The organism is Pseudoalteromonas sp. S16_S37, from assembly GCF_014694405.1.
GTDB lineage: Bacteria > Pseudomonadota > Gammaproteobacteria > Enterobacterales > Alteromonadaceae > Pseudoalteromonas.
The window spans coordinates 1-419 of the sequence record NZ_JAAUWV010000212.1; the positions used below are offsets into that span (position 1 = coordinate 1).

The 419-nt window shown below is 44.9% G+C and carries 1 protein-coding gene and 1 other annotated feature; the gene reads right to left on the reverse strand.

All coding sequences use genetic code 11. The features are described 5' to 3' along the window. Nucleotides 1-372, reverse strand: a 372-nt coding sequence (locus tag HC733_RS23595; protein WP_342366054.1) for an IS3 family transposase, incomplete at its 3' end; no start/stop codon positions are given. Next, nucleotides 301-417, reverse strand: a sequence feature (AL1L pseudoknot). It overlaps the preceding gene by 72 nt. Nucleotides 418-419: the final 2 nt, after the last annotated feature.

A 419-nucleotide genomic window follows, 5' to 3' on the forward strand; every position in this document is an offset into this window, starting at 1 on the left:
AAATTGACGGTTAACTAAATCCATCGGTGTATCTTGTTGCTCATCTGGTATCGTTGTTTTACAAGCCTTACCACGACGAACGCCTTGAATACCCATAATTCGCATTAATCGCTCAACAGTGCAACGCGCTACTTGATGGTCGTCAAGTAGGAGTTGTTTCCATATTTTTCTTGCGCCATAAACAGACATATTATCCAGCCATACTTGGCGAATGAGTATCATCAGCTCAGCGTCTCGCTTTTTGCGATTAGACAGGCGCTCAGGCTGCCTTTGTAGCTGTTTATGGGCATAATACGTTGAAGGTGCAATCGGCAATTCCTTGCATATTGACTCGACACTGTAATGCTTGCGGTAAGCATCAATAAAAGCCACGCTTATTTCTGTTTGCGGTCGAGTTCCGCTTGGGCGAAAAAAGCGGC